The organism is Buttiauxella cochleicola, assembly GCF_021283185.1.
GTDB lineage: Bacteria > Pseudomonadota > Gammaproteobacteria > Enterobacterales > Enterobacteriaceae > Buttiauxella > Buttiauxella massiliensis.
The window spans coordinates 271,599-296,328 of sequence record NZ_JAJSOS010000007.1 but is presented as its reverse complement, the minus strand read 5'-3'; the positions used below and the strand labels follow the sequence as shown (position 1 = coordinate 296,328).

General features: G+C 48.1%; 21 protein-coding genes and 1 pseudogene. 9 read left to right on the top strand and 13 right to left on the bottom strand.

Features of this window, described 5'->3' with window-relative positions:
• The first annotated feature begins 35 nt into the window (after positions 1-35).
• The 3 genes from LVQ76_RS13335 to LVQ76_RS13325 all read left to right on the top strand — a co-directional run bounded on the left by LVQ76_RS13335 (position 36) and on the right by LVQ76_RS13325 (position 4,705).
• Positions 36-1,454 (top strand): aminotransferase-like domain-containing protein, encoded by a 1,419-nt coding sequence (locus LVQ76_RS13335; RefSeq protein WP_232863940.1) that lies wholly within the window; start codon positions 36-38, stop codon positions 1,452-1,454.
• Between the two features lie 112 nt (positions 1,455-1,566).
• Positions 1,567-3,204: an STY4199 family HEPN domain-containing protein gene (locus tag LVQ76_RS13330; protein WP_232921834.1), complete on the top strand. Its 1,638-nt coding sequence runs from the start codon at positions 1,567-1,569 to the stop codon at positions 3,202-3,204.
• Between the two features lie 307 nt (positions 3,205-3,511).
• On the top strand, positions 3,512-4,705 hold the full coding sequence (locus LVQ76_RS13325; protein ID WP_232904954.1) for a hypothetical protein: 1,194 nt from the start codon (positions 3,512-3,514) through the stop codon (positions 4,703-4,705).
• Between the two features lie 102 nt (positions 4,706-4,807).
• Here LVQ76_RS13325 and LVQ76_RS13320 read toward each other — a convergent pair whose 3' ends face one another.
• The 4 genes from LVQ76_RS13320 to LVQ76_RS13305 form a co-directional block, all read right to left on the bottom strand.
• A complete protein-coding gene (locus LVQ76_RS13320) occupies positions 4,808-6,187 on the bottom strand; it encodes a carbohydrate porin (RefSeq protein ID WP_232863937.1) in 1,380 nt (459 codons plus the stop codon).
• Between the two features lie 185 nt (positions 6,188-6,372).
• A complete protein-coding gene (locus tag LVQ76_RS13315; protein WP_151993846.1) occupies positions 6,373-6,675 on the bottom strand; it encodes a PTS lactose/cellobiose transporter subunit IIA in 303 nt (100 codons plus the stop codon).
• Positions 6,676-6,706: 31 nt separating this feature from the next.
• On the bottom strand, positions 6,707-8,032 hold the full coding sequence (locus tag LVQ76_RS13310; RefSeq protein WP_232863936.1) for a PTS sugar transporter subunit IIC: 1,326 nt from the start codon (positions 8,030-8,032) through the stop codon (positions 6,707-6,709).
• Between the two features lie 12 nt (positions 8,033-8,044).
• A complete protein-coding gene (locus tag LVQ76_RS13305) occupies positions 8,045-8,359 on the bottom strand; it encodes a PTS sugar transporter subunit IIB (protein WP_151993845.1) in 315 nt (104 codons plus the stop codon).
• Positions 8,360-8,654: 295 nt separating this feature from the next.
• Here LVQ76_RS13305 and LVQ76_RS13300 point away from each other — a divergent pair, with 295 nt between their 5' ends.
• Entirely contained in the window at positions 8,655-9,611 is a 957-nt protein-coding gene (locus LVQ76_RS13300) for a LacI family DNA-binding transcriptional regulator (protein ID WP_232921833.1), read from the top strand.
• An 82-nt stretch (positions 9,612-9,693) separates the two neighbouring features.
• Here LVQ76_RS13300 and LVQ76_RS13295 read toward each other — a convergent pair whose 3' ends face one another.
• The 4 genes and pseudogenes from LVQ76_RS13295 to gorA form a co-directional block, all read right to left on the bottom strand.
• A complete protein-coding gene (locus tag LVQ76_RS13295) occupies positions 9,694-10,026 on the bottom strand; it encodes a hypothetical protein (protein ID WP_064514702.1) in 333 nt (110 codons plus the stop codon).
• Between the two features lie 79 nt (positions 10,027-10,105).
• Positions 10,106-10,369 (bottom strand): hypothetical protein, encoded by a 264-nt coding sequence (locus LVQ76_RS13290; protein ID WP_232904952.1) that lies wholly within the window; start codon positions 10,367-10,369, stop codon positions 10,106-10,108.
• Positions 10,370-10,687: 318 nt separating this feature from the next.
• A pseudogene (locus LVQ76_RS13285) lies at positions 10,688-10,984 on the bottom strand (DUF4440 domain-containing protein); the annotation flags it as partial.
• 117 nt (positions 10,985-11,101) lie between these two features.
• A complete protein-coding gene (gorA, locus tag LVQ76_RS13280; RefSeq protein ID WP_232921832.1) occupies positions 11,102-12,454 on the bottom strand; it encodes a glutathione-disulfide reductase in 1,353 nt (450 codons plus the stop codon).
• 241 nt (positions 12,455-12,695) lie between these two features.
• On the opposite strand from gorA, the gene LVQ76_RS13275 reads away from it, so the two are divergent.
• A complete protein-coding gene (locus LVQ76_RS13275) occupies positions 12,696-13,400 on the top strand; it encodes a bactofilin family protein (protein ID WP_232921831.1) in 705 nt (234 codons plus the stop codon).
• Positions 13,401-13,408: 8 nt separating this feature from the next.
• Here the strand turns inward: LVQ76_RS13275 and LVQ76_RS13270 are convergent, their stop codons facing one another.
• A complete protein-coding gene (locus LVQ76_RS13270) occupies positions 13,409-14,251 on the bottom strand; it encodes a 23S rRNA (adenine(2030)-N(6))-methyltransferase RlmJ (protein ID WP_232863933.1) in 843 nt (280 codons plus the stop codon).
• A gap of 303 nt (positions 14,252-14,554) precedes the next feature.
• Here LVQ76_RS13270 and prlC point away from each other — a divergent pair, with 303 nt between their 5' ends.
• On the top strand, positions 14,555-16,597 hold the full coding sequence (prlC, locus tag LVQ76_RS13265; protein WP_232921830.1) for an oligopeptidase A: 2,043 nt from the start codon (positions 14,555-14,557) through the stop codon (positions 16,595-16,597).
• A gap of 8 nt (positions 16,598-16,605) precedes the next feature.
• On the top strand, positions 16,606-17,364 hold the full coding sequence (gene rsmJ / locus LVQ76_RS13260; protein WP_232921829.1) for a 16S rRNA (guanine(1516)-N(2))-methyltransferase RsmJ: 759 nt from the start codon (positions 16,606-16,608) through the stop codon (positions 17,362-17,364).
• Between the two features lie 97 nt (positions 17,365-17,461).
• Here rsmJ and uspA read toward each other — a convergent pair whose 3' ends face one another.
• Positions 17,462-17,899 carry a universal stress protein UspA gene (gene uspA, locus LVQ76_RS13255; RefSeq protein WP_034460563.1) on the bottom strand — a complete coding sequence of 146 codons (438 nt, stop codon included), beginning with the start codon at positions 17,897-17,899 and terminating at the stop codon, positions 17,462-17,464.
• Positions 17,900-18,389: 490 nt separating this feature from the next.
• Here uspA and uspB point away from each other — a divergent pair, with 490 nt between their 5' ends.
• On the top strand, positions 18,390-18,725 hold the full coding sequence (gene uspB, locus LVQ76_RS13250) for a universal stress protein UspB (RefSeq protein ID WP_064561398.1): 336 nt from the start codon (positions 18,390-18,392) through the stop codon (positions 18,723-18,725).
• 74 nt (positions 18,726-18,799) lie between these two features.
• Here uspB and pitA read toward each other — a convergent pair whose 3' ends face one another.
• Positions 18,800-20,302: an inorganic phosphate transporter PitA gene (pitA, locus tag LVQ76_RS13245; RefSeq protein WP_232863930.1), complete on the bottom strand. Its 1,503-nt coding sequence runs from the start codon at positions 20,300-20,302 to the stop codon at positions 18,800-18,802.
• Positions 20,303-20,531: 229 nt separating this feature from the next.
• Here pitA and LVQ76_RS13240 point away from each other — a divergent pair, with 229 nt between their 5' ends.
• On the top strand, positions 20,532-21,728 hold the full coding sequence (locus tag LVQ76_RS13240; RefSeq protein WP_232921828.1) for a BaiN/RdsA family NAD(P)/FAD-dependent oxidoreductase: 1,197 nt from the start codon (positions 20,532-20,534) through the stop codon (positions 21,726-21,728).
• Between the two features lie 104 nt (positions 21,729-21,832).
• Here LVQ76_RS13240 and LVQ76_RS13235 read toward each other — a convergent pair whose 3' ends face one another.
• Together LVQ76_RS13235 and LVQ76_RS13230 are read right to left on the bottom strand one after the other, a co-directional pair.
• Positions 21,833-23,167 (bottom strand): hypothetical protein, encoded by a 1,335-nt coding sequence (locus LVQ76_RS13235; RefSeq protein ID WP_232921827.1) that lies wholly within the window; start codon positions 23,165-23,167, stop codon positions 21,833-21,835.
• 25 nt (positions 23,168-23,192) lie between these two features.
• Positions 23,193-24,428, bottom strand: coding sequence for a hypothetical protein (locus tag LVQ76_RS13230; protein WP_232921826.1), 1,236 nt, complete (start codon positions 24,426-24,428; stop codon positions 23,193-23,195).
• Positions 24,429-24,730 lie beyond the last annotated feature (302 nt).

Sequence of the window (24,730 nt, the reverse complement as noted above, 5' to 3'; positions counted from 1 at the left end):
TTTTCTGTCTGTATGGTGAATTAAGAGGATACAGCATGACGCGTTACCAACACCTTGCCACTTTGCTGGCAGAACGCATTGAACAAGGCTTATATCGCAGTGGCGAACGCTTGCCTTCGGTGCGTAACCTGAGTAGCGAACACGGCGTTAGTATCAGCACCGTACAGCAGGCCTATCATATTCTTGAAGACCGCCAGCTCATCTCCCCGCAGCCGCGCTCTGGCTACTTTGTGGCGCCGAAAAAATCTCAGCCACCCGTTCCGCCTCTCACTCGCCCGGCACAGCGCCCGGTAGAGATTACCCAATGGGATGCGGTGCTGGAACAATTAACCGGAAGAGAAGATGCCGGAAGTATAGCTTTTGGCAGCGGTTTTCCCGATGTCACCCAGGCAACGATTAAACCGCTATGGCGTGAAATGAGCCGCATTGTGCAGCATCAGGAACCCGAAATTTTGGGTTATGACTGCATTAACGGTAAGCAGGTGCTGCGCGAACAAATCGCACGTTTGATGCTCGACAGCGGCTGTGTCGTCACACCAGACGATATTGTGGTGACCACCGGTTGCCATGAAGCATTGTCGATTGCGATTCGTGCCGTGTGCGAAGCAGGAGACATTGTGGCGGTTGAATCGCCATGCTTCCACGGCACCATGCAAATGCTGCGCGCATTCGGTATTAAAGTGGTTGAAATACCAACGGATTCCGAAACGGGCATCAGTGTGGAAGCGCTGGAACTGGCGCTCGAACAGTGGCCGATTAAAGCGGTCATTCTGGTTCCAACCTGCAATAACCCACTCGGTTTTATCATGCCAGATGTGCGTAAAAAAGCGGTGCTGAACCTCGCGCAACGCTTTGATATCGCCATTATTGAAGACGATGTTTACGGCGAACTGGCGTATGAATACCCGCGCCCGATGACGATTAAATCGCTGGATGTGGATGGACGGGTGCTGTTGTGCAGCTCATTTTCAAAAACGCTGGCACCGGGGCTGCGCGTGGGCTGGATTGTGCCGGGGCGCTATTTCGACCGCGCCATGCATATGAAATATATCGTGACCGGCAGCACTACCACTTTTACCCAAATGGCGGTCGCGGAGTTTGTGCGTAACGGTCATTACCATCGCCACCTACGGCGCATGCGCCAGCACTATCAGCGCAACCTGGATGTATTCACCTGCTGGGTGCGCCACTATTTCCCATGTGGCATCTGTGTTTCTCGGCCACAGGGCGGTTTTCTGATGTGGATTGAGCTGCCGGAACACATTGATATCGTACCGATCAGCGAAACGCTGCGTCAGCACAATATCCGCATTGCGGTGGGGTCGTTGCTGTCGGCTTCCGGGAAATATCGCAACTGTATGCGCCTGAATTATGCATTGCCGTTCAATGCCGAGACTGAAACCGCGCTGCGTAATATGGGCGAGATCATCGGCCATGTTTTTGAAAATGGTTAATTTTCCTACTCTTTTAAAGCCATAGACGGTTACCCATCTGAGATAAAATTGCGCCTCATGGCGTTGTATACCCATGCCGGGCGTATATGCGTTTTTAATTGAAAGGAAAATCATGACCAGCGCTGCACAGTTGCTGATGCGGGAAAAGTTCGAGACTTGCCTGAGTGTGATTCGCCAGGCGTCATTGCAAATCCTGCCACTTCTCACCATCAAAGCCAGTGAAGGCAAAGATCCGCAATGGTTTTTTCAACAGCTTGAGCAAGCTCGCCCGGCGCTGGGAAGTTGGATGGCGGTGGCAAAACGATTAAATCTTAATGATGCTGAGATTTCACATTTCACTTTGTTGCTACGTCATCTACAGCAACTGGTGCCGCAGTATGAAAGCGGCCAGGAAGTCAGCCATAACCAGCTAATCGCGGCATTACGCTTTGTGAGTTATCTCGAGCTGGTGCGTGCAAAACAGCCTTTGCTTGGCTACTCCACCGAAATAGAAAATAATGATAATAGTCAGCAACATAAAGTGATACGCCAGATGCGTGCGCTGGAGCTGATGCTTAAAGGTCTGGTAGATAAAAGCTATGCCAGCCAATCACAGTTGGTGCATAAGCTGAAAACGCAGTTTGGTGCTGATTGCGTCCGTCGTTGGTTGAAAAATGGCGAACGTGGCGATGTGCTAAGTGGGATGCGCTTTAGCGAGTTGGCCTTGATGGTGGTCGATAAAAAAGAGTACGCGAACCATTACGCCGGGCTATTCCAGCACTCTTCGAAACTAAGCTTACTGATAGATCAGCGCAAAACACTGCAAACGTTTCTCAACGATGTGCGTGAAATTCGCAATGATCTGGTTCAACAGCAGCCCCTCACTTCCGTACAACTCACCTTGCTCGATAGTTACTATCAGGAAAGTAGCGACGCCATTCAGCGCGCATTCGATGAAGGGCGAACGAAGGTGAATCCGGCGATGCTTCTGGCTGCCGATGATTCGCAATTACAGACTTGGCTCATGCAGGCACAGAAAAAATACCAGGCAACCGGACGCGATACCGAAGAGGTGCGCGATGCTATCGAACGGCCTGAGTTGCGTAATACCAAAAGAAAGCAGGACTCCGGCGAAACGTTGTTGATGCTGATGTGGTGCATGGCGGGAGTGGCTGTGATTAGCGCCGCCATTTTTGGTATGTACTTGCTGAGTGATGTCACCAATAAACCTGCCGTTGTGAAAAATACGCCAGTCAAAATCACTATGATCGATTCTCTCCCGGAAACAGAAAGCGCGCGCGAAAAGCTAGCAGATATCGGAATCACTTGGGATGAAGGCAACTTACGCTCGGCAATCGAACGCGGCGATACCACTGTCGTGCGGCTGTTTATGCAAGGGGGGATGAACTGGAAAGTCTATTTCACCGAATCGGCATTGGCGGGAGATTACCGCGATGCGCTCAATACTTTGCTGCAGTATCGTTCGCAGATGGATGAAGACCGGCCATGCCGGCGCATGATCAGAACCATGAGTCAGGCGATGCACGACGGGCAAAGTCTGACTTCACTGCGAAAACAGTTTTTGAAAACCTTTTGTAGCTCGCCGGATGTTATCAAGCGGCAAAAAGAGGAGTTGGAAAGAGCGCTGCTTCGCAAGGCTGCCTGGGAGACGCGTCAGGATGGAGCCAAAGCTCAGGGCACACAGGCTGAAGTAATGAACTCGGATGAGGCACGAATTCAACAGGCAATATACAGCGCGATGCGCAGCTAAATTTTTCTGAGAAAGGGGGCTTTGGCTGTGTTTACTTACTCTCTGGCCTCGCCCCTTGAGGTCAGCGTATGGGCTGTTCAAAATGCCAAAGCCTTTATCTTGTAACTCGAATTATTTTTGGTATGTATAAGTGAATAAATGTACGGGTAAACATATTCGGTATTAGGAATAAGATTTTCATACTAAAAAGAGTAAGTATCTCAAATACAGTAGATATGCTTTTGTTATAGGCTATGAGCCTGAAAATATTATAATTACACACATTTTCTATTAGCGGTTTCATTAATTATCTCTGCCGGTATTGTCTATGTATAAATATATGATATTCCTTCTGGCCAGCATTGTCTTCGCAGCGCAAGCCCACGCCGCTGCGATTACTTGTTCGCGAGGAAAAGCCCCAACCGCTATTACACTGCCATACCATGATCATGGAGACAGGACGATTGTCGGTGGGAAAATATATAGTAAGATTTTTACCTATTATTCGATAAACGCCGGGAGCGTTACGCTGGCATGTAATAAAGGGCCATGGAGTGTTGTTTATTATGCGATACCTGTTAATGGCCAGGAGCCGATTAGACATTCAGATGGTGGTATTGATTATTTGATTTTTCCCACATCATTGAGTGGGATTGGTATGTCATTTAATGACACATTATCGGGCCGAGACCCAAACCCAACGCCTTCGCTCAATGCCATTTCACCTGATATTCGCCGTACTTATCCGGGGGCGACAAGTACACCGGAATGGTCAACACCGATGGTTACATTATGGCGAATTCCTGGGTCGTTAGGTGAAGTTAACAGCAATGGGGTTCTGGCATTTACGGGGCCAAGTTACGTGCAGGCTATTATGGTTTATCCGCCTGATACCATAAGCCCGGACTCCCGGGCAGGTACTGGCCCGGCCCCACTACCTAACAGTTGGACGGCAAACTATATTTCATTCACGGGAGGGTTAAATCTTTATCCAGCTACCTGCACTTTCACCAATGTAAGTGTGTACTTGGGTCACTATAATCACGGAGCAATCCCTGATCCGGCTTCTTCGTGGGTAGATGCAAGTTTCACATTGAGATGCCCGCTAGCATGGGGAAGCGGGGTCATAGCCAAAGTGGGCGATAATGGGATTGGTACAAGGTCGATCCCGATAAAAAACAGTGGGTTAAATATTAAGGTTGTTCCCAGAACTGAGATTAAAGACAGTAGCAAAGGGATTATTGCATTAGATGGAACAGGGGCAAAAGGTTATGGCGTACAACTGGCTTGGGGAGATGTGTCAAATCAGCCGCGAGGTGCGGGAGTACCTGCTAAGCCGGTAGTATTTAATACCACTCTGGCTGCTGAAACCATTTCAAGCTATGAATCCAGAAGTTATGATTTGGGCGAGAATGTGACTCAACACATTAAAATGGCTGCGCGTTTTTTTCGCCTTAATAATGAGGAGGTTGAGCTTGGACCTGCACGTGCAGTTGTAGAGATAATTGCCAACTATGATTAATAAGCCTGATACATCACAGAAGTCAGGCTTTTTTATATCTGAATAAAAACCATCTGCAATGCAGATGGTTTTTTACTTCGATCAGATATGGTGCAGGTCAGATTACCACCAGGCTTCCCACATCGCGCCCACATTGAACGAATCCAACTGGGTGTTTGGCTCACCCGTAACACGCGTGGTGTGGTTGTTTTCCACCTGGCCGCCAGTCATGTAGAAGCGCAGCATTGGGCGGAACTCAGGTCCCATCGCAATTGAAATATTCTGCGACAGCGTCAGTTTCCAGCCTTTGTTATCCCCGTCGTTTTCGTAATCTACGCGCTGATAACCCGCTTCAAGCCACGTCGAATGGATGTCGTTCCAGAAATACATCGGGCGAACAATCGCGCCATAGTTACGGCGGTTATCCTGCGTTTGTTCGTCATTATCGTAATCATGGAAGGCCAACAGATATTCCACCTGTGCTTGTTGAGTAAACTTGTAGTTCCCCTCGAAGCTGGCGTACACAGTGTGTAACCCATTGGTTTTGTTATATACGCTGTTATCTGAGTGGTCAGAATAACGGGTGATAATTTTGTTCACGCCATTGTCGCCAGTATGGCTTAACACCACGGCGGCCTGCCAGGCTTTGGAGCGTTCGTCGCTGTCGATGGCTTTGGAATCAAAACCGTAGTTGGCGTACAGCTCGAAATCAATCGGGCCAAACTTGATGCCGTGCAGTTTTGACGTTGCCGCGTAATTGCCTTTATCGCCGGTACCGGAGCCGCCGGTACATGAGATGCGCGACGGGTTATCGCCGTCATCAATCATTTCAGGGTTACACTGATCGACGGCGGCAACCGCTGCGATATCCAGTTGTGCAAAGCCCAGATCCAGGCTTTTCACCCCCGCACCTTGCCCGTCGTGGTTCATCCAGAAGTAGTCGTTGATGCCTTGTTGTGGACGCTGGTGGAAGTCACGACCCGCCCAGAAATAGGCATTTGGCTGTGCTTCAAAAAGATTGGTGACGCCCGCGTAGGCCTTTTTCAGGTTAACTTCGTCGCCCCAGTGGTCGATCATCACGCCAATATCCCAGATGGCCCCGTTATCGGCTTTTATGATTTTGGTGAGCTGGAATTCGCCACCGTTGCCTTCGTTACCCAAACGACCAATTGCGGAGGAACCGTTATAGGAACCGTCAACGCCAATGTATTTTTGATCGCCTGCCTGGAAATGCGCCCCGTAACGCGCATAACCGGTGAATTTAAGCCCCAATGGAACAGCCTTATCTGGCGTAGTGGGAACTTGCGGCGTAACCAGGGTATCGGTTCTATTGAGTCGTGCCGCTTCTATTTTCGCATCGCGGTCAGCCAGCGCTTTATCCACCGCTTTCGCCACTATTTGATCGATCTGTTCTTGAGTCATTGGTTCTTGTGCGAGTACAGAAATCGGGCAAAGCGCGGCGATTACCGCCATTGTTAATGGAAGTTGTTTAATTAATTTCATTGTAATCTCAATTTAGTAATTTATTTTTCAGACAATAAATATCCTGCTCTGGATTAATAGAGGCGACTCTATGGCCAAAGCATATTTATATTTTTATACTTTCATCGGATTGGACTTAATTAAAATTATTTACGTAATTACTTCTCCGTGCCAGAGGTTAAATAGTTTTTGTTTTTACGTAATGCTTAGCGTTGATAAAGATGGATAATTTCGTTCGACAACTCACGTGCTAACATTGAAGTCATTAAATGGTCCTGAGCGTGTACCATAATTAACGTCATTGGCTGTTTGGCTTCACCAGCATCTTGCTCAATCAGTTTGGTCTGCATTTTGTGAGCTTCACGCGCGTAACCATCCGCTTCGTGTAATAAAAGCTTGGCCTCTTCAATATTTCCCTGACGTGCAGAATGCAGTGCTTCAAAACAAAGGCTACGTGACTGCCCGGCATTCATAATAATTTCCATTACTGCTTCTTCTAATTCGATCATCATTTTTCCCAGATTTATTAGACGGCGATTATTAATTGCTGATAGCCGTTTCTGTCAGAGGAGAGCGTGTTTCATTTTCCACGGCTGTTTTCTGTAATGAACGCTCATAAGCACGCAGGAATGGCAGATAAATTAAGGTGGAAACGACCATACAAATCAAACACATCACCACTGGGCTAAAGGCCCAGTTTGTTGCCCATGAAGCGCCAATTGGTGCGGGGGTCGTCCATGGCGTCAGGGAAACGACTTGCGCCAGCCAACCCAGTTTTGTGGCGGTATAAGCCAGAACGGCGTTGACCATCGGTACGCAAACGAATGGAATGAACAACAACGGGTTCATGATAATTGGTGCACCGAACAGAATCGGTTCGTTGATATTAAAGAAGCTTGGCACAATGCCCATTTTACCTATGGTGCGTAAGTGGGTGGCTTTGCTGCGCAGTAATAAGAACGCTAACGGCAGAGTGGAGCCGACGCCGCCAATCAATAAATAGTGGTCCCAGAAACCTTGCAGGTAAATGTGTGGTAATGCAGCGCCAGCGGCAAGCGCAGTCTGGTTTGCAGCAAGATTTGTCATCCAGAACGGGCTCATGATGCCGGTAACAATCAGCGAACCATGAATACCAGAGAACCAGAAAATCTGGCACAGCAAAACAGACAATAAAATAGCGGGCAGGGAATCAGATGCGGAAACCAGCGGTTCCAGCAGGTGCATAATTGCTTGCGGCATAATCATGCCGGTTTGCGCTTCGATGAATAAATTCAGCGGGTGCAGCGTGCCGATAATGACAACGACAGGGATCAGAATTTCAAATGAACGCGCCACGCCTGTCGGCACTTCTTTTGGCAGACGAATCGTGACTTTGTGCTCTTTAAGCCAGGCGTAAATACGCGTGGAGTAAATCGACGTAATCAGCGCGGTGAAAATGCCCTGGCCTGAAAGGTACTGAGTAGAGATTTTTCCATCTGCATAAGGTGCGGCAACCAGTAAAAACGCCATAAAGGCCAGCAAACCTGACATCACCGGGTCGAGATTAAACTGCCGCCCCAGACTTGCGCCAATTCCGACTGAGATGAAGAACGTCATCACGCCCATACTCAAGTTAAATGGCAACATCAGTTGTTCACGGTAAGTCTGTGAAAAATCCAGCCACGCGCGGGCAAAACCAAGGGTGGTATCGGCCGAGAACGGTGGAAAAATAAATACCAGCATAAAGGAGCCGATAATCATAAACGGCAGGGCTGCGGTGAACCCATCACGAATGGCGATAACGTACTTTTGTTGCCCCAGACGACCTGCCAGCGGAGTGATGGATTGCTCAATCACCGTCACCATTGATTGATATAGCGAACTCATATGAACCACCTTTTAGTGAGCCGCTTCGATAAGCGACAAAGCATAATCCAACACCTTATCGCCACGTTGCATGCCGTAATCCATCATGTCGATGGCTTGAACGGGAATGCCGTGAGGGGCGGTTTTTTCTGAGAGCGTACTTAACATATATTTCACTTGCGGCCCGAGCAGCACCACCTGGTATCGCGGAAACTGCACATCAAATTCAGCGACACCGTAAGCCTCTATTTCAACAGGCATTCCTCGTTCTTCTGCCACGCTCAGCATCTTTCTGACCAGCAGGCTGGTGGACATTCCGGCAGAACAACACAACATGATCTTGACCATTAACACTCATCCTCAAAATGTAAATAAAGTATTGCGGAAATGATTTGATACTTTATGGAAACCGTTTTCCATTCGCAGCCATCAGATCTGTGATACTCATCAATATCCAGCGTTTATAGGCTTTGCTTATTGGATCGTCATCACAAAATTATCTGGTTGAGGTGCGGTTTGGACATCATGCGGAAAATCGGTTTCCATAGAAAAGCGAAACGACTATACTTAAAACTGGTTAGAATGTGAGCCAGGGCTGTATTTAGGATGACAGGCATAAGCCAGAGCCTGATAAAGGAAAATGATGTCTACAATCAATGATGTATCGCGTTTGGCTGGGGTGTCTAAAGCCACAGTATCTCGGGTATTGAGTGGATCTCGTGGGGTGAAAGAAGCAAGCCGTCTGGCTGTGCTTAAAGCGGTGGAAGAGCTGCATTACCGGCCAAATGTTATCGCGCAATCTTTACTCAGCCAGTCAACGGGCTGTATTGGCGTGATTTGTGCGCAGGATAATATTAACCAAACCACGGGTTACCTGTATGCGCTGGAGAAACACCTTAGCCAGCATCAAAAACACCTGCTTTTGCGTTTTGCGAACAGCAAAGCGGAAGTCATGCACGCACTCGACGAGCTGACCTGCGGGCTGTGTGATGACGTGCTGGTTATCGGTGCGCGTTTCCCACTCAATATCAGCCATGAGAATGTCATTCTGGTGGATTGTGTGGATGTCGACTCCAGCAACAGCATTCAGTTTGATCACGCATTCGCCGCGGAAACGGCCTGTAATTACCTGATTAAACAGGGGAGAAGGCAGATTGCAGTGATTAACCCTGACTCATGCGGTTCTGTTGACCAAATCCTTCTGGGTTACAAACGTGCACTGGAAAACAATTTCCTGCCGTTTAACCGCAACCTGATTTTCATGGACTCAACCTCTTCATCGGTTGCGCTGCAAGTGCTGCTCAATAACAGCACCACCCTGAATTTCAACGCGTTGCTTGTGGCCGATGAGCAAGAAGCGCAGCGCATTATTCCGCAATTGCAGGCGTTTAATAAATCAGTCCCGAAAGACATTATGGTGTTTAGCCTCGCCGGGTCGCTGCATTTGCCTGGCATTCCGACTATTCCAGCCATTGAGTATTCCATGGATGCGATGGCGGCAAGAATTGTTGCGTGGCTGACTGAGAAAACCAAAAGCGCGCTGGGTTCTAACGTGCTGCGTGGGGATCTGATTATTCCTGATATGACGGGTCGAAAGTAACTTTCTGGAAAGACAAGAAACTAAAAAGCCCAGCATCGTTAGATGCCGGGCTTTTTGAATATTCACTTAGACCAACAATGGGTTAATGCGTCGCTTCGCCGATCAGAGCGCCACCGCCAGCACCCACGGCTGCACCTTTTAGCACGCTGTTGCCGGTTGCCGCTGCAGCAACACCACCCACTGCGGCACCAATAGCACCTCCAGTGCGAGCAGCCTTACCTGTTTTCCCGTGTTTAAACATGGCTCCGGTACCGCCACCGATAACTGCACCACCTACCGTACTTTTCACGTCTTTGCCTGTTGCTGCACCTATTGCAGCGCCTGCTAATGCACCGCCAGATGTTTTATCAATAGCAAACACATTGCCTGAAAATGCGAAGGTTAAAAGTAATAAACCTGGGATATATTTTTTCAAAAGCGAGTCCTCCTGGACATAAAAATACGCAATGTTTTGCGCCTGGTAATTATTCTATTCTGAATGGTTAATGGTCTGCTTAATATTTAATATCGCGAGCTTCTTCACGACCATCCTGTTTATTCTGACGTTTGTCCTGGCGGCAATCGTGATTGCTTTTATCATTACTGGTAACGCATTCACGCTTCTCGTGGCGAGAGCCCTCACGAGTATCCTGGCGAGTGTCGCGCGCTTCGCGGCGTTGCTGGCCTTGTTGAGTGGCATTGGCATTGCTGATAGAAAAAGTCGACAGCAGAATTACACCTGCCAGAACACCTGATAGCGTCGATGATTTATTATTCATGAGATAAATCCTAGAAATAAACAATGTGCGAGATGAATATCTCAATTCAAACGGTCATAAGATTTATAGTATAGATGTGCCAGTTACGTCTAAATGTAAGCAAATAAATTAAATTATATTTTTCTTTGCACTTCCTTTAATTTCAACTCACATATATATGAAAATTAATGAGTTAGTATTTTTGATTATTAGAGCTTTATTTCTTTTCTTTGTTGCAAATTCTTTTCATCTTTCATTATTTTAGAATGTTCACGCAAAGAAAAAGCCCCCGCATGGCGGAGGCTTCAACTGAAATACTGGCGGACTATCTACCCGTTTTTATGCTTCTGGCATCGCAGAAGAGTGGTGGGTAGAGATTTTCCACTCTTTACCATCCCACGCGTAAGTGAAGGTATAACGCGCTGAGACTTTGGATTTATCAGCGAAGGTGAAGGTGTAAGTCCCGACATCTACCGCTTTATTACAACCCAGGCGCACGGTGCGTGAGTCAATTTTGCCAAACGGCTTCTTCTCTAAGAAGTGTTCGAAATAATCAACTCGCTCGGCGTCAGTCAGGCGGACTTTATTGGAAACAGTCGGCAGCAATACTGCATCGCTCAGATAATTATTTGCTACTTATGACCTGAAACCGCAATAGATAAATTTTTAAGTTAATAGCGTTGTCGGAAAAAGCACATAAAAAAACTGACCTGTGACAGTCAGTTTTTTAAGATTCGATGACTTCGAGATTAGCTATCTCATAGTAACGAATTCTTCAGATCCGGTTGGGTGAATCGCTACGGTGTTATCAAAGTCTTTCTTGGTTGCGCCCATCTTCAGTGCCACCGCAAAGCCTTGCAGCATTTCGTCCATGCCGTAACCGATGCCGTGAATACCGACAATCTTCTCATCCGGGCCTGCGCACACCAGTTTCATACGGCATGGCTGGCGGTGCGAAGTCACAGCGGTATACATCGCGGTGAAGGAAGATTTATACACTTTCACGTTATCGTCGCCGTACTGCTCACGCGCTTGTGGCTCGGTTAAGCCGACCGTGCCGATTGGCGGGTGGCTAAACACTACGGTTGGCACGTTGCTGTAATCCAGATGCTCGTCTGGCTTGTTGTTAAACAGGCGCTCAGACAGGCGACGACCCGCTGCAACCGCGACAGGTGTCAGTTCTACAGCACCGGTGTTATCGCCCACGGCATAAATGCCTGGCACACTGGTGTTCTGGAATTTATCGACTTCAATGTAGCCTTTGGCGTTGGTTTTCACGCCGGTTGCCACCAGGTTGAAGTTGTCGGTTTCAGGCTGGCGACCAATCGCCCAAATCAGGCAATCTACCGTTTCAGAACGACCATCTTCCAGTTGCAGCGTCAGGCTGCCATCGGCGTTTTTCACCACGGCTTTTGGCACTGCCTGGGTGTGCAGAGTTGGGCCTTCGGTGTTAATCACTTCCAGCAGCGTTTCCACAATCAGTGGGTCGAAAGTACGCAGCGGCGCGTGCTGGCGCACGAACAGATGCGTTTCAGAACCCAGTGCGTTAACTACGCCTGCGATTTCGACCGCGATATAACCTGCGCCCACAACTGCAATGCGTTTTGGCAAAGCAGGCAGTGCGAAGAAGCCATCTGAATCAATACCGTACTCAGCGCCTGGAATTGACGGGCGGCTTGGGCGGCCACCGGTGGCAATCAGGATGTGGTCTGCGGTGATGGTTTCGCCATTCACTTCAACCGTGTGCGCGTCGACAAACTTGGCAAAGCCACGAATAACGTCAACGTTGTTTTTACCCAGCACATTGTCATAAGAGGTGTGGATACGGTCGATATACGCGGTACGACTGGCAATCAGTTTGTCCCAGTCGAATTTATTCAGCGTGGTGTCAAAACCGTAATCCGGGCCGTAGTTGTGGATAGCTTCTGCGATTTGTGCCGCATGCCACATTACTTTTTTCGGTACGCAACCCACGTTAACGCAGGTGCCGCCTAACTCTTTCGCTTCAATCAGCGCGCACTTCTTCCCATACATCGCCGCACGGTTAATGGAGGCGATACCGCCGCTGCCGCCGCCAATGGCGAGGTAGTCATAATGTTTGGTCATATACAGGATTCCATGAGTGAGTAAATGATTTGCAGGATTGTAACCCTTTGCTTATCAAACCCGCAAAGGCTGCTTCTATGATTGCGATAGGGCAGGACTATACCGCGAACCAGGAAGAATCAGAATATTGCTGCTTCCCGTTGGATGCATAAATATGTATAAAACTTGCTCAGAATAGTTGCTGGTACGTCAAGGATGACGATGTTTTATTTCTGCTCTTCACTAATTCCCCCCTTCGATCATGACATCTGATCGAACCAAACAAAATACGCCTCTCTGGTTTGTCTGGCTTGCCTGGATAAGCGGTCTGGCCTGCTATGCCTTTGGCTGGAAACATGAGTTTCCTTTTATTGCATCTGGGCTTCTTTTGGCTTTTGTCATCTATTTGGTAATCAATAAAAAAGGATTTGTTATGTTCAGGAAAAAAACGCAAAAAATGGCTGATGAGATTGAAGTTTCCGCACTAAATCCAGCGGTAGATTCTCCAGTTGATGAAAATGAGAGCTCTGTAGGGAGACAAACTTCACGTCGCTGCACTGTGATTGCACAGAACACTTTGTTTACCGGAAATATTGATATCGAAGGTGATATTCATGTTTACGGCAAAGTGCAGGGAAATATTACTCTTAAAGACGGCGTCCTCTACGTGATGCGTGAGGGGTTTATTGAGGGAGAATTTACGTCACCGGCCATTGTTATTAACGGCCATGTATCAGGAACCTGTGTCGGCGAGTCTATAGAAATTCATGAACACGGTGAAATGGAAGGGATAGTTCGCGGCGTGGCGTTTTCGATTCGTCCGGGCGGGTGTTTTGTTGGGAAGTCTGAACGCCTGGCGGCGAAGAAAGAGCCTGAGTCGGAACGTGTGGTTGAGATTAAAAAGATCCAATCAGACCAAACAGAAGAGAAAACCACAGAAGAAGCTGCAGTTCTCTCTATCGTTTAATCAGCAATTTACTCAGGCACAACCCAGCTCAGCGTGGTCGAACCGTTGCCCGATGGAACCAGCGTTTTATGCAGCCACGGCAGTACATTAGCCATTTGCTGTTCCAGCTTCCACGGTGGGTTGATAACAATCATACCAGAAGCAGTCATACCACGGCGGTCACTGTCAGGAAGTACCGCCAGCTCAATTTGCAAAATACGGCGAATGCCGGTTTCTTCTAGCTCGCGCAACATACGTTTGATCTGCTGACGCATGACGACTGGATACCACAGTGCATAAGTGCCCGTTGCAAAACGTTTGTAGCCATCGTTAATACCAGTAACAACAGCCTGGTAGTCGGTTTTAATTTCATACGGCGGGTCGATAAGAATCAAACCACGGCGTGAAACCGGTGGCAGTTTTGATTTCAACTGGGTGTAACCGTCAGCACGTTCAACGCGCGCGCGGTTGTCTTTCTGGAATTCAGAGCGCAGCAGCGGGAAATCAGACGGATGCAGTTCGGTCAGTTGCAGGCTGTCTTGCTCGCGCAAAAGGTGGCGTGCAATCAGCGGAGAACCCGGGTAGTAACGCAGTTGGCCGCTATGGTTATAAGCTTTCACCGCGTTGATATACGGCTCAAGTTCCGCTGGCAAATCATCGTGTTGCCAGATCCGAGCGATCCCTTCGAGATATTCACCCGTGCGCTCAGCATGCTCGCTGCTCAGTTTGTATCGGCCTGCGCCTGCATGAGTATCCAGATACAGAAAAGGTTTCTCCTTCTCTTTTAAGGATTCAATAATCAGACTTTGAACGGTGTGTTTCAGTACGTCGGCGTGGTTGCCGGCGTGAAAGCTGTGGCGATAACTGAGCATGGCTTGAGGGGTTTCCAAAGACAAAAGAAGAACAACTATTCTGCACAGTATACAGCCTTATGCTCACCGCCTGGCATTGAAATTAGCTAAACTAAGCCTCATGTTAAGAAGATTGCTTTATACCCGTCATACTTCAGGCTGTGGGGGTGTTGGCTGCGCAAGCTCACCCCAGTCACTTACTCAAGTAAGCTTCTGGGGATTCTCTTCCTTGCCGCCTACCCACAGCTTGAATTATTTAGGGTATAAAAATTTCCTATGGTGCGCGAGCCGCGCTCCACTTCTCAGATATCAGGAACCGCGCTTATGACCAATCCATTGTTGACGCCTTTCGACCTGCCGCCGTTTTCCTCTCTCAAACCTGAACATATCGTCCCTGCCGTGCAGCAAGCGCTGGATGAATGCCGTGCGAAAGTGGAAAGCGTGGTGGCACAGGGCGGGCCTTATAACTGGGATAATCTTTGCCAGCCGCTGGCTGAAGTGGACGACCGTCTGGGCCGCATTTTCTCACCTGTCAGCCATCTGAATTCGGTACAAAACAGCCCGGAGCTGCGTGAAGCCTATGAGCAGACGCTGCCGCTGCTGTCTGAATACAGCACTTGGGTTGGGCAGAACGAAGGGCTGTATCAGGCGTATCGCGATCTGCGCGATGGCGCGTTTTATGCCGATCTCAGCGTTGCTGAGAAAAAGGCCGTGGATAACGCGCTGCGTGATTTCGAGCTCTCTGGCATCGGCTTGCCGGAAGAAAAACAGAAGCGTTATGGCGAAATCGCTGCACGCTTGTCTGAACTGGGTTCGACCTACAGCAACAACGTGCTGGATGCGACTCAGGGTTGGACAAAACTGATTACAGACGAATCACAGCTTTCTGGTATGCCGGAAAGCGCATTGGCAGCAGCACGTGCTCAGGCTGAAGCTAAAGAGCAAGATGGCTGGCTGCTGACGCTGGATATTCCGAGCTATTTGCCAGTACTCACTTACTGTGACAACCGCGAACTGCGTGAAGAGATGTATCGCGCTTATGCCACTCGCGCGTCTGACCAAGGCCCGAACGCAGGCAAGTGGGATAACACCCCGGTGATGGAAGAGATTCTGGCACTGCGCCACGAACTGGCGGAACTGCTGGGTTTTGGCAACTATGCGGAAAAATCTCTCGCCACCAAAATGGCTGAAAACCCGCAGCAGGTTCTGGAGTTCTTAACCGATCTGGCTAAACGTGCGCGCCCACAGGGCGAAGCTGAACTGGCGCAACTGCGTGCATTCACCCAAAAAGAATTTAACGTCACCGAGCTGGAACCGTGGGACATCACCTATTACAGCGAAAAACAGAAACAGCATCTGTACAGCATCAGCGATGAGCAACTGCGCCCGTACTTCCCGGAAGACCGCGCGGTAAACGGCCTGTTTGAAGTGGTGAAACGCATTTACGGTATAACCGCGAAAGAGCGCAAAGATATCGACGTCTGGCATTCGGATGTGCGTTTCTTCGAGCTGTATGACGAGAAAGGCGAGTTGCGCGGTAGCTTCTATCTCGACCTGTACGCCCGTGAAAACAAGCGTGGTGGGGCATGGATGGACGACTGCGTAGGCCAGATGCGTAAAGCCGACGGTTCGCTGCAAAAACCAGTCGCCTACCTGACATGTAACTTTAACCGCCCGGTAAATGGCAAACCTGCACTGTTTACTCATGACGAAGTGATCACCCTGTTCCATGAGTTCGGCCACGGTTTGCACCACATGCTGACTAAAGTCGAAACCGCGGGCGTTTCTGGCATCAACGGCGTGCCGTGGGATGCGGTCGAACTGCCAAGCCAGTTTATGGAAAACTGGTGCTGGGAGCCGGACGCGCTGGCGTTTATCTCCGGCCATTTCGAAACGGGCGAACCGCTGCCAAAAGAGCTGCTGGATAAAATGCTGGCGGCAAAAAACTACCAGGCAGCGCTGTTTATTCTGCGTCAGCTCGAGTTCGGCCTGTTCGACTTCCGTTTACATGCTGAATTCAACCCAGAGCAAGGCGCGAAAGTGCTGGAAACTCTGTTTGAAATCAAGAAGCTGGTCGCGGTTGTGCCGTCGCCGAAATGGGGCCGTTTCCCACACGCCTTCAGCCATATCTTTGCAGGTGGTTATGCGGCGGGTTACTACAGCTATTTGTGGGCCGATGTGCTGGCAGCCGATGCGTTCTCGCGCTTTGAAGAAGAAGGTATTTTCAACCGCGAAACTGGCCAGTCGTTCCTCGATAACATCCTGACCCGTGGCGGTTCTGAAGAGCCAATGGAGCTGTTCAAACGCTTCCGTGGCCGTGAGCCTCAGCTCGATGCGATGCTGGCTCATTACGGTATCAAGGGCTAATTCATTCTGTGAAAATCTGTTTATTAACTGAATCAGGCGCCGACTCCGGCGCCTTATCACTTTTGAGCGAACGCTGGGGTCTTGAGCACGACGAAGATTCCCTGATGGCGCTGGTATTAACGCCTGACCATCTGGAGTTGCGTAAGCGTGATGAGCCAAAACTCGGCGGTATTTTTGTTGATTTTGTTTCGGGCGCGATGGCGCATCGCCGTAAGTTTGGCGGCGGGCGTGGCGAAGCTGTGGCAAAAGCGGTTGGCATCAAAAGCGGCTATTTGCCGAGTGTCGTCGATGCCACGGCCGGGCTTGGGCGCGATGCGTTCGTGCTGGCGTCTGTAGGATGCCGGGTGCGAATGTTAGAGCGTAACCCGGTGGTTGCGGCATTGCTCGATGACGGCTTGCGCCGTGGTTACCAGGATGCGGAAATTGGCGGCTGGTTGCAGGAACGTTTGCAGCTGATTCACGCGTCTAGCCTGACGGCGTTAAGCGATATTACGCCGCGCCCGGAAGTGGTCTATCTCGACCCGATGTTCCCACATAAGCAGAAAAGCGCGCTGGTGAAGAAGGAAATGCGTGTGTTTCAGTCGCTGGTGGGGCCGGACGAAGATGCCGATGGTTTGCTGTTGCCTGCGCAAAAACTGGCAATAAAACGCGTGGTAGTTAAGCGCCCGGACTACGCGCCACCGCTCGGCGGCGTGGAAACGCATAACGCCGTGGTCACCAAAGGCCACCGTTTTGATATTTATTCGGGTACGGCAATCGTGGTGTAAAACGTAGGGCGGATAAGCTTACGCCATCCGCCGCTATGCCAGAACTGGCGGATGACGCTTTCGCTTATCCGCCCTACGGTTTAGTAACCGCTACCTTCTAGTCTTCGTCTTCGTCGCGCAATGGAACAATCAACATATCAACGTGAACGGTGTTGATAAGCTGACGTGCGGAAGACATCAGTTTGCTCCAGAAATCCTGGTGATGACCGCAAACAACCAAATCCATGTCGTATTTCTTAATGGCATCAACCAGAACCTGGCCCAGGTCGCCGCTGCCGCTCAGGGTTTCCGTAATCGGATAACCTGCGCCAGTAGACAGTTCGCTTAATGCGTGGTGCGTCTCTTCTGAAATGCGTTTCTGCATATCACCCAGATTTACATCAATCAGTCCGGTGTAGAGATCGGAGTAATTTACATCAACATGAATCAGGGAAACCTTCGCGTTGTATGGGCGAGCCATAGAAACTGCTTTTTCCACCAATACTTTGCTCTCCGGGGAGAGGTCTACCGCGATCAGAATGTGTTTGTAAGCCATAATTTTACTCCTTCCATAAGTTGTCGATGACCAGCCTGGCCGGATAGCACAATGTGCTGCTGTGGTGCTACCCGCGTGTAAAGACCTAAATTGTAGATGATATTTCTACCCTATAGCGAATGATAGAAATCGTCAATGTGCCACCGTTGCATACATTGAAGCCCCAAATAGCCGTTATCGTTTTGATAAAGATTAATGATGTGGCAAAAAAATTAGCGGATCTCCTACACTATTAAATAAGCCGTTCCGGAATATACCTGTCGTCTTTCAAGTTGCATGTGCGTTGGCTGCGTTCAATTGCCCGAAACACTTACCAGTGTAAGCTCATCGGGGCTCATTCTCTTGCCGCCTGCCTGCAAATCGAAATCCATTGGGTATAGTAATGTGAGCCGGATCGGCTTTTTGGGCTCGCTAAACGGTCTTTCTGGTTTTCGGGGTGAGCGGTTGCCCTGGAGTGATGTTCTGGGGCTTCACCGGGAGGGGAATTATGATGATCAGCACCGTTGCGCTTTTTTGGGCGCTTTGTGTAGTTTGTGTTGTGAATATGGCGCGCTATTACTCATCTTTGCGTGCGCTGCTGGTGGTATTACGCGGGTGCGATCCGCTGTTGTATCAATACGTCGATGGAGGCGGTTTTTTTACCTCTCACGGCCAGCCCAGCAAACAGATTCGCTTAGTGAGTTATATCTACGCCCAGCGATATCTCGATCATCATGATGACGAGTTTATCCGCCGCTGTGAACGTCTGCGCCGCCAGTTTATTTTGACCAGTGCTTTGTGTGGATTAGTCGTAATAAGTTTGATTGGTTTAATGCTTTGGCACTAGTGATTTAAGCAGCGTATAAAAAAAGCGGGCCAGTAAACTGACCCGCTTTTTGCTTTTTGGTGACTACACCGCTCTTAAATAAAGTGCAGTGAAATCCAGTAAAGAGAACCAGAAAGCAGAATCGACACCGGCAAAGTAAACACCCAGGCCATCAGGATGTTGGTTACCGTTTTACGCTGCAAACCACCACCATCAACAACCATCGTCCCCGCTACGGAAGAAGAAAGCACGTGAGTGGTAGAAACCGGCATACCGGTGTAGCTCGCAATACCAATGGAGACGGCGGCTGTCATCTGCGCGGACATACCCTGCGCATACGTCATGCCTTTCTTGCCAATCTTCTCACCGATAGTTGTCGCCACACGACGCCAGCCAATCATAGTACCGAGGCCGAGTGCCAGAGCAACCGCCATGATAATCCAGATTGGTGCGTACTCGATGGTATGCAGCAAGTCAGTTTTCAGCTCTTTCAGGAAGCGCTTATCGTCCGGTTTGGTTTCCGGCAGAGCAGCTACTTTCTCTGAAGTATCTGAAATGCAAAGCAGCAGACGGCGCATATGGCTACGCTGCTCAATGCTCAGCTTGTCGTAGCTATCGATGTTACCCAGTAGTGCTTTTGCACCCTGAACCGCAAGAATGGCGCGGCTGGCATCGCAATGGAACTCAGCAGGTTTATCCTGACCCTTCACTTCTTCAGGGGTTGGGATAGCTGGATTGAGATCAACAACATGCTTAATTACATCGCCGTGCTGCGCGTAGTACTGCTCCAGGTGAGTGATGGCATCACGGGTACGAGCAATGTCGTATCCAGAAGCATTCATGTTCACCACAAAGCCTGCAGGCGCTACACCAATCAGCACCAGCATGATCAGGCCGATACCTTTCTGACCATCATTCGCACCATGAGAGAAGCTCACGCCAATAGCTGAGATAATCAGAGCGATACGAGTCCAGAATGGAGGCTTTTTCTTGCCGTCTTGTTTTTCACGTTCGGCAGGTGTCAGGTGGATACGACGGCGCTTTTTGGTGCCGCTCCAGTAGCGACGTAGCAAAAAGATTAACCCGCCCGCAATCACCAGACCCACGATTGGGGAAAGGATTAACGACATGAAGATCCCAATGACTTTCGGGATATTCAGCGCATCGACTACCGAGGTTCCGGTCATCAGTGCGTTCGTCAAACCAATACCAATGATGGCACCGATAAGCGTATGGGAGCTGGATGCCGGCAGACCAAAATACCAGGTGCCGAGGTTCCAGATGATAGCGGCCAGTAACATAGAGAACACCATGGCAAGACCATGAGCGGACCCTACGTTCAACAGTAGATCGGTTGGCAACATATGCACAATCGCATACGCAACACTCAATCCACCGAGCAGAACGCCGAGGAAGTTAAATAACGCCGCCATTGCCACCGCGAGTTGCGATCGCATTGCACGTGTATAGATAACAGTTGCCACTGCGTTAGCAGTGTCATGAAAGCCATTGATCGCTTCGTAGAAGAGAACAAACGCCAGAGCAAGTAATAGCAAAAGCCCGGTATGAAGATCCAGGCCGTTAAACAGAAATTCCATAGACGTTACGCCATTTTGAGGACATGAACGCGGCGCATTATGTAAGACAACTCCGTAATGCGCCAACAGAAATATGGACTTTTCTTGATGTTTGTCCTTCTTCGGTCAAACAGTGAAAAGATTTACATATTTATTTTCAATCACCTGCAATTGTTAAGAAGCATTTAGCTGGTGCGACCAGGCCGCTATCTTTACAATTCCTTGCATTAAGCATAGTCGGGAGTAGGTCGTGGAAAAGTTTGATGCCGTAATTATTGGTGCGGGGGCCGCAGGAATGTTCTGTGCAGCGATGGCTGGGCAGGCGGGAAGCAAAGTGCTACTCATCGATAACGGTAAAAAACCGGGCCGTAAAATCCTGATGTCAGGTGGCGGACGTTGCAACTTTACTAATCTTTATATCGAACCTGCAGCGTATCTCAGCCAAAACCCTCATTTTTGCAAATCTGCTCTGGCGCGTTATACCCAATGGGATTTTATCGATATGGTCGGTAAACATGGTATCGCGTGGCATGAGAAAACCCTTGGCCAACTTTTCTGCGATGATTCAGCACAGCAAATCGTCGACATGCTGGTTGCGGAATGTGAAAAAGGGCAAGTCACCACACGCCTGCGCAGCGAAGTGTTATCTATAGAACATGATGAAAACGGCTATACCATCCAATTAAACGGTGACAGCGTACAAGCGGCAAAACTTGTCATCGCCACGGGCGGGCTTTCCATGCCGGGTCTTGGAGCAACGCCGTTTGGCTATAAAATTGCAGAGCAGTTTGGGCTGAAAGTGTTGCCTACTCGCGCAGGCCTTGTGCCGTTTACTTTGCATAAACCGTTACTCGAACAGCTCCAGGTGCTTTCTGGCGTATCCGTTCCGTCAGTAATTACTGCGGAAAATGGTGTCAGCTTTCGTGAAAGTTTGCTGTTTACCCATCGTGGTTTGTCCGGGCCTGCGGTATTGCAGCTTTCTAGTTATTGGCAGCCTGGTGAGTTTGTGAGCGTTAACTTACTTCCTGATATCGATCTGGATGCGCTTCTCAACGAGCAGCGTAATGCTCACCCAAATCAAAGCCTGAAAAACACTCTGGCGATGGTGCTGCCAAAACGCCTGGTGGAATGCCTGCAACAGCTTGGGCAAATTCCAGATGTGACGCTCAAACAGCTTAACGTGCGCCAACAAAGCGAACTGATTGAAACCCTGCAGGCCTGGCAAGTGCAACCAAACGGTACAGAAGGTTACCGCACTGCGGAAGTGACACTTGGTGGCGTGGACACCAATGAACTGAGCTCACGTACTATGGAAGCACGCAAAATGCCGGGTTTGTACTTTATCGGTGAAGTGATGGACGTAAGCGGCTGGTTAGGTGGATATAACTTCCAGTGGGCATGGAGTTCAGCCTGGGCGTGTGCGCAGGATTTAGTGAGTGTGAATTGATAAAAAAGTTGGGTCACTACTGCTGGTAGTTATGTTGTACTCAAAGAATAGATAACCAATTATTGTAAGTGCGCAAAATGTTAATTTTGCGCACTTACATCGTTCTAATTATAAGTTGCTAATACTTCGACACTGGCATTTGCAGCGCCCACTTTCACATCTTGTGAGTTACGAATATAACGTGCAGACATCTTGATCTTTCCGTCGGCCCCGGTGGGGACAGCACTCGCACCAATTGCATAGGCGGTATTACTGTAATTACTGTTAGCGGTGTTGGCATTCACCCATGAGCCAAGCTGCACTGGTTTTGCAGGAATATTTCCCTGACTCGCAGGATCTCCCCAGGCAAGCTGTAAGTCAAATCCCTCGGCACCTCCGCTATTCAGTTCGAAGATGCCCTGCATAGGGTTAACAATAGGGTTTATAGGGGTAACTTTAATTTTAATAGGTTGGTTTCCATTATTATTAACTTTAGACCCATTATTTGCGTCATAGAAATTTGTTGGGTTATTTGATGATCCGCCATAACCCCATGCTTGTGGGCACTTAAGTTGAAAACCTGCATCAACCCAAGGGGGGGCTGCATTGATCTTTGAATCATAATTATATGATCCCATCTCTACCGTCTGGTTTGGATTTAGGAGCTCGCAGGTTCCCATCTGGAATAACGCGGTAAAGGTTATTCTGCGACTAACGGATTGACACCAGGCATCATTATTGGGCATCTTGATGCCTCCCGGTGGGCAAATTCCAATCTGATTCCCTGGATCCTGAGGCCTTATAAATGCAATCGCAGTTACAGACGTGATTTGTGTAACACCGATAGGTGGGACAAAATCCGCTGTTCTCCATAGCTTTATATTAATTCGTAAGTTAGTTGCCATGTTATTGTATCTTAATACTGTATCTACATATGCAGGCCAAACTGGAACGGGTTTGTTACTTCCAGAAGTACTTTCATTAATTGATACCCCAAGCCCTTTAATATTGGTAGGGTAAACGGTATATCCATCAATTGTGTATATATCTCCTGGTGGAATATCGGTCAAAGTATGTGCGGTGTTGAACCAGAATGCACCTTGTCGGCAATCAGAGTAAACATTGATAGTTGTATTGTTTACTGAATATAATAATTTACTCCCTTCACCATTATTGGGTGCTGTAACATTTACAGGTGGTACGGCATAGTCCCCGCCGATACTAGTGGAACCGCCCCAACAGTCTATCGTCCATGCATATGAACTATTCATAAAAAGCATGGGCAGGGTTGCTATTACGATAACAATAATATAATAAGAGAGTGCATTAGCATTTCTTCTTAAATCATCTAAGTGTTTACAAAATATCTTCATAAATACCTCTTGTCCGATGAATTGAGAAAACATTTCGTATTCACCTTCAATAAAAATTAATAACCAATTGTTGGCAGTGCGCAACATTAAAATTTTCCGCACTGCCAACGTTCTAATTATAAGTTGCTATTACTTCAACGCTGGCATTGGCAACACCTGGTTCCACTTCTTCTGTGTTACGAATGTATCGTGCAGACATTTTAATCTTTCCATCAGCCCCTGTAGGGACAGGATTAGCACCAATTGCATAGGCAGTATTACTGTAATTACTGTTAAGGGCGCTGGCATTAATCCATGACCCAAGCTGTACTGGTTTTGCAGGTACGGTTCCCTGACTTGCAGGGTCTCCCCAAGCTAGCTGTAATGAATATCCCTTAGCCTTAGCGCCACCCTGGTCTAGCTCGAATGTGCCTTGTGAAGAATCAGTAATAGGGTTTATGGGCACTATTTTTATTCTAATTGGCTGGTTTCCAACAGTATTTGCACTTCTAACACCATTGTCTGCGTTATAATCATTCGAAGGGTTTTTTATCGACCCATTGTACCCCAAGGCTTGTGAACATTTAAGTTGAAACGTTGCGTCAACCCATGCGGAGTTATTGGCATTTATGGTGATATCATATGACCCCATATTTACCGTCTGGTTTGCACTAAGCAGTTCACATGTACTTGGTTGAAATAATACCGATAATGAAATTCTTCGTGTTATTAATGCGCAGAATTTATCATTGCCATCTAGTCTAGTAGCACCTGGTGGACATGTCTCCAGATAGTCGTTTACAGCATCCCAGGGTCTTATAAGCGTAACGACCGTAAATGAATTAACTTGTGTCATGCCAGTTGGTGGTACAAAACCCGGCATTATCCAGAGTTTTAAATTAAATTTCATCGGGGTTAAATAATTATCATATTTATTCTCGGCACTCACGTTTTCCGGCCAGACAGGAATTTCCAGTTTACGGCCAGTGAAACCTTCTGTAATTGATATACCCAACCCTTGAATATTGGTAGGATAAATTTTCTCTCCGTTGTAGCTAACTACCTGGCCGGGAGGAACGTCAATTATAGCTTGCACCGTTGTAACCCAGTTGCCCACCCTGCAATCGGCATATGATGCATTAATCGTAACATTATCTAATGTGTATAATAATTTATAAGTTTCATTGCTGCCGGGTGCTACCATGTTACTAGTAGTTGCGGTATAGTCGCCACCAATACTTGAGTAAGTCCCGCGGCAATATCTTGCTGCAGCAAACGAATAGTCAGCGAATAATAAACAGAGAACTGCTATTAATAGAATATATATCCATCTTTTTTTTTGACATTTAGTCATGAGTTGTATATCCATTCAATAATTACTGATTATTTTATACGTTTCTACAGTCTTGCTAGACTCTGTACTTGAATTGAGAGGATCTTGAGTAATCCACATTAATAAATTAATTTTCTTCTGCACTCGATTATGTCAGCCAAACGGTCATGACTGAAAATGTAACTCTCAAATAAATGTATTTTCCACTATTTTAAGGTTGGAAATTTTTTATTCTTTAAAGGATAAGATGGATCTTAGCATCGATATTGATTTGTTTTTTAGTAAAAGTAATAACAAAGTAATTTCTATTCTTTAGACTTTTATATGTATTACTGTCT

Bases quoted from the DNA above. Each gene is read 5' to 3' on its own strand.
- LVQ76_RS13335 (WP_232863940.1), top strand. From the start codon at position 36: ATGACGCGTTACCAACACCTTGCCACTTTGCTGGCAGAACGCATTGAA.
- LVQ76_RS13330 (WP_232921834.1), top strand. From the start codon at position 1,567: ATGACCAGCGCTGCACAGTTGCTGATGCGGGAAAAGTTCGAGACTTGC.
- LVQ76_RS13325 (WP_232904954.1), top strand. From the start codon at position 3,512: ATGTATAAATATATGATATTCCTTCTGGCCAGCATTGTCTTCGCAGCG.
- LVQ76_RS13320 (WP_232863937.1), bottom strand. From the start codon at position 6,187: ATGAAATTAATTAAACAACTTCCATTAACAATGGCGGTAATCGCCGCG.
- LVQ76_RS13315 (WP_151993846.1), bottom strand. From the start codon at position 6,675: ATGATCGAATTAGAAGAAGCAGTAATGGAAATTATTATGAATGCCGGG.
- LVQ76_RS13310 (WP_232863936.1), bottom strand. From the start codon at position 8,032: ATGAGTTCGCTATATCAATCAATGGTGACGGTGATTGAGCAATCCATC.
- LVQ76_RS13305 (WP_151993845.1), bottom strand. From the start codon at position 8,359: ATGGTCAAGATCATGTTGTGTTGTTCTGCCGGAATGTCCACCAGCCTG.
- LVQ76_RS13300 (WP_232921833.1), top strand. From the start codon at position 8,655: ATGTCTACAATCAATGATGTATCGCGTTTGGCTGGGGTGTCTAAAGCC.
- LVQ76_RS13290 (WP_232904952.1), bottom strand. From the start codon at position 10,369: ATGAATAATAAATCATCGACGCTATCAGGTGTTCTGGCAGGTGTAATT.
- gorA (WP_232921832.1), bottom strand. From the start codon at position 12,454: ATGACCAAACATTATGACTACCTCGCCATTGGCGGCGGCAGCGGCGGT.
- LVQ76_RS13275 (WP_232921831.1), top strand. From the start codon at position 12,696: ATGACATCTGATCGAACCAAACAAAATACGCCTCTCTGGTTTGTCTGG.
- LVQ76_RS13270 (WP_232863933.1), bottom strand. From the start codon at position 14,251: ATGCTCAGTTATCGCCACAGCTTTCACGCCGGCAACCACGCCGACGTA.
- prlC (WP_232921830.1), top strand. From the start codon at position 14,555: ATGACCAATCCATTGTTGACGCCTTTCGACCTGCCGCCGTTTTCCTCT.
- uspA (WP_034460563.1), bottom strand. From the start codon at position 17,899: ATGGCTTACAAACACATTCTGATCGCGGTAGACCTCTCCCCGGAGAGC.
- uspB (WP_064561398.1), top strand. From the start codon at position 18,390: ATGATCAGCACCGTTGCGCTTTTTTGGGCGCTTTGTGTAGTTTGTGTT.
- pitA (WP_232863930.1), bottom strand. From the start codon at position 20,302: ATGGAATTTCTGTTTAACGGCCTGGATCTTCATACCGGGCTTTTGCTA.
- LVQ76_RS13235 (WP_232921827.1), bottom strand. From the start codon at position 23,167: ATGTTGCGCACTGCCAACAATTGGTTATTAATTTTTATTGAAGGTGAA.
- LVQ76_RS13230 (WP_232921826.1), bottom strand. From the start codon at position 24,428: ATGGATATACAACTCATGACTAAATGTCAAAAAAAAAGATGGATATAT.